This window comes from Jatrophihabitans sp. (assembly GCF_051960575.1).
Classification (GTDB): Bacteria; Actinomycetota; Actinomycetes; order Mycobacteriales; family Jatrophihabitantaceae; genus JBQCEE01.
The window spans coordinates 1-3,620 of the sequence record NZ_JBQCEE010000065.1; the positions used below are offsets into that span (position 1 = coordinate 1).

Here is a 3,620-nt window from a genome sequence, read left to right on the forward strand (position 1 = left end):
GGGTTCACCGGGTGGCGACCACCGGACGTCTTGCCCTCACCACCACCGTGCGGGTGGTCGACCGGGTTCATCGCGACACCGCGGACGGTCGGGCGCTTGCCCTTCCAGCGCATGCGGCCGGCCTTGCCCCAGTTTATGTTGCTCTGCTCGGCGTTGCCGACCTCGCCGACGGTGGCGCGGCAGCGCACGTCGACGTTGCGGACCTCGCCGGACGGCATGCGCAGCTGGGCGTACGGGCCGTCCTTCGCGACGAGCTGGACGCTCGCGCCGGCGCTGCGGGCGATCTTCGCGCCGCCGCCCGGGCGGAGCTCGATCGCGTGCACCGTCGTACCGACCGGGCTGTTGCGCAGCGGGAGCGCGTTGCCCGGCTTGATGTCGGCACCCGGACCGTTCTCGATGCGATCGCCCTGCTTCAGGTTGCGCGGGGCGAGGATGTAGCGCTTCTCGCCGTCGGCGTAGTGCAGCAGCGCGATGCGCGCGGTGCGGTTGGGGTCGTACTCGATGTGCGCGACCGTGGCCGGCACGCCGTCCTTGTCGTGCCGACGGAAGTCGATCACGCGGTAGGCGCGCTTGTGCCCGCCGCCCTGGTGGCGCGTCGTGATGCGACCCGAGTTGTTGCGGCCGCCCTTGTTGTGCAGGGGCTTGACCAGCGACTTCTCGGGGGTGTCGCGCGTGACCTCGGCGAAGTCGGCCACGGACGATCCGCGGCGACCCGGCGTGGTCGGCTTGTAATTACGGATAGGCATGTCAGGAACCTCAGCCGATCTGTCCGAAGACGTCGATGCGGTCGCCCTCGCGCAGGGTGACGATCGCGCGCTTCACGCTGCGCCGTTGGCCATAGCCGAAGCGGGTGCGCTTGCGCTTGCCCTGGCGGTTGAGGGTGTTGACGTCGAGCACCTTGACGCCGAACACCTTCTCGACCGCGATCTTGATCTGCGTCTTGTTGGCCTGCGGGTGCACGTCGAACGTGTACTTGTTGCCGTCGAGCAGGCCGTAGCTCTTCTCCGAGATCACCGGAGCGAGCAGCACGTCACGCGGGTCGTCGAACATCAGGACTCCGTCCCTTCAGCTGCGTCGGTCGCGTCGCTGGCGCTGAGCTCGGCGACCGCGGCCTCGCCCGGCACCTCGCTGCTCGTGGCCGTCGCCTTGGCCGACTTGCCCTTGACCGGGCCGGCCACGAACGCGTCGAGCGCGGCCTGGGTGAACACCACGTCGTCGCTGATCAGCACGTCGTAGGCGTTGAGCTGGCCCGGCTCGAGGATGTGCACGGACGCGACGTTGCGCAGGCTCTTCCAGGTCAGCTCGTCGCTGCGCTCGGCGACCACCAGCACGTTGCGGGCGCTGGACACCGCGGCGAGCGTGGCCGCCGCGGCCTTGGTCGACGGCGCGTCGCCCGAGACGAGCGAGGACACGACGAACACGCGGCCGCCGCGGGCGCGGTCGGACAGCGCACCGCGCAGGGCGCCCTGGATCATCTTCTTGGGCGTGCGCTGCTCGTAGTTGCGCGGCTGCGGGCCGTGCACGGTGCCACCACCGGTGAACTGCGGCGCACGGGTCGAACCCTGACGGGCGCGGCCGGTGCCCTTCTGCTTGTACGGCTTCTTGCCGCCACCGGACACCTCACCGCGGGTCTTGGTGGCGTGCGTGCCCTGGCGGGCGGCCGCGAGCTGGGCCACGACGACCTGGTGGATGAGCGGGATGTTCGGCTCGACGTCGAAGATCTCGGCCGGCAGGTCGGCCGACACGATGAGGTCGCTGGACGCGGTCATGTCAGGCCTCCTTCGCCGCGGTGCGGATGAACACGAGGCCGCCGTCGGGGCCCGGGATGGCGCCCTTGATGAGCAGCAGGCCCTTCTCGGCGTCCACGCGGTGGATCTTCAGGCCGGTGGTGGTCGCCTTGACGGCGCCCATGCGGCCGGCCATGCGCAGGCCCTTGAAGACACGGCCCGGCGTGGCGCAGGCGCCGATCGAACCCGGCTTGCGGTGGTTGCGGTGCGCACCGTGCGAGGACGAGACGCCGGCGAAGCCGTGACGCTTCATGACACCGGCGGTGCCCTTGCCCTTGGTGGTGCCGGTGACGTCGACGCGGGTGCCCGCCTCGAACACGTCCGCACCGATCTCCTGACCCACCGTGTAGGCCTCGATGTCGTCGGTGCGCAGCTCGGCGATGTGCCGGCGCGGCGTGACCTCGGCCTTGCGGAAGTGCCCGGCGACCGGCTTGGTCACCTTCCGCGGGTCGATCTCACCGAAGGCGAGCTGCACCGCGGTGTAGCCGTCGGTCTCGAGCGTGCGGATCTGGGTGACGACGCACGGCCCGGCCTTGACGACGGTGACCGGGACGATCCGGTTGTTCTCGTCGAAGACCTGGGTCATGCCGAGCTTCGAGCCCAGGATGCCTTGGGTTGCGGTAGCCATGTCTTCCTACTGGATGTTGACGTCGACCGAGGCCGGGAGGTCGATGCGCATGAGGGCGTCGACCGTCTTCGGCGTGGGATCGAGGATGTCGATGAGTCGCTTGTGGGTGCGCATCTCGAAGTGCTCGCGCGAGTCCTTGTACTTGTGCGGCGAGCGGATGACGCAGTAGATGTTCTTCTCCGTCGGCAGCGGCACGGGGCCGACCACTCGGGCGCCCGTGCGGGTCACCGTCTCGACGATCTTGCGCGCACTGGCGTCGATGGCCTCGTGGTCATAGGCCTTGAGCCGGATGCGAATCTTCTGTCCCGCCATGGGAACGACTCACCTTCGCTGTTCTCGGTGTCCTGCAGGTGCGGGCTCGCGGCCGATGTGAACCGGAGCAAGGCACCGGGCGGGCTCAGTGTTCCGAGCCCGCCCGGCGGCCGAACTACGTGATGATCTTCGTGACGCGACCGGCGCCGACGGTGCGGCCACCCTCGCGGATCGCGAAGCGCAGACCCTCTTCCATGGCGATCGGCTGGATGAGCGCCACCGTCATCTCGGTGTTGTCACCCGGCATGACCATCTCGGTGCCCTCGGGGAGGGTCACGACGCCGGTCACGTCCGTCGTACGGAAGTAGAACTGCGGGCGGTAGTTGTTGAAGAACGGCGTGTGCCGGCCGCCCTCGTCCTTCGAGAGGATGTAGACCTGGGCCTCGAAGTCGGTGTGCGGGGTGGTCGTGCCCGGCTTGATGACGACCTGGCCGCGCTCGACGTCCTCACGCTTGATGCCACGCAGGAGCAGACCGACGTTCTCGCCGGCCTGGCCCTCGTCGAGCAGCTTGCGGAACATCTCGATGCCGGTGACGGTCGTCGTCTGCTTCGTCGGGTGGATGCCCACGATGTCGACGGTCTCGTTGACCTTGAGCACGCCGCGCTCGATACGACCGGTGACGACGGTGCCACGACCGGTGATCGTGAAGACGTCCTCGATCGGCATCAGGAACGGCTTGTCGGTCTCGCGGACCGGGTCCGGGATAGCCTCGTCGACAGCGTTCATGAGCTCGAGAACCGAGTCGCCCCACTGGCCGTCACCCTCGAGCGCCTTGAGCGCCGAGACCTTGACGACCGGAGCGTCGTCGCCCGGGAACTCGTACTGCGAGAGCAGCTCGCGAACCTCGAGCTCGACGAGCTCCATGATCTCCTCGTCGTCGACCATGTCGGCC

At 68.8% G+C, this 3,620-nt stretch carries 6 protein-coding genes; all 6 read right to left on the bottom strand.

Features of this window, described 5'->3' with window-relative positions; genetic code table 11:
• Window positions 1-746, bottom strand: a 746-nt coding sequence (gene rplB / locus ACTHMS_RS03145) for a 50S ribosomal protein L2 (protein WP_440305220.1), incomplete at its 3' end; no start/stop codon positions are given.
• Between the two features lie 10 nt (window positions 747-756).
• Entirely contained in the window at window positions 757-1,050 is a 294-nt protein-coding gene (gene rplW / locus ACTHMS_RS03150) for a 50S ribosomal protein L23 (protein WP_440305221.1), read from the bottom strand.
• Window positions 1,050-1,769 carry a 50S ribosomal protein L4 gene (rplD, locus tag ACTHMS_RS03155; RefSeq protein WP_440305222.1) on the bottom strand — a complete coding sequence of 240 codons (720 nt, stop codon included), beginning with the start codon at window positions 1,767-1,769 and terminating at the stop codon, window positions 1,050-1,052. Before rplD ends, rplW begins: the two co-directional genes overlap by 1 nt.
• 1 nt (window position 1,770) lies before the next feature.
• On the bottom strand, window positions 1,771-2,415 hold the full coding sequence (gene rplC, locus ACTHMS_RS03160) for a 50S ribosomal protein L3 (protein WP_440305223.1): 645 nt from the start codon (window positions 2,413-2,415) through the stop codon (window positions 1,771-1,773).
• Between the two features lie 6 nt (window positions 2,416-2,421).
• Window positions 2,422-2,727, bottom strand: a complete 306-nt coding sequence (rpsJ, locus tag ACTHMS_RS03165; protein ID WP_040804197.1) for a 30S ribosomal protein S10 — start codon at window positions 2,725-2,727, stop codon at window positions 2,422-2,424.
• A gap of 115 nt (window positions 2,728-2,842) precedes the next feature.
• Window positions 2,843-3,620: elongation factor Tu (locus tag ACTHMS_RS03170; protein WP_440305224.1), on the bottom strand; the 778-nt coding region annotated here is incomplete at its 5' end.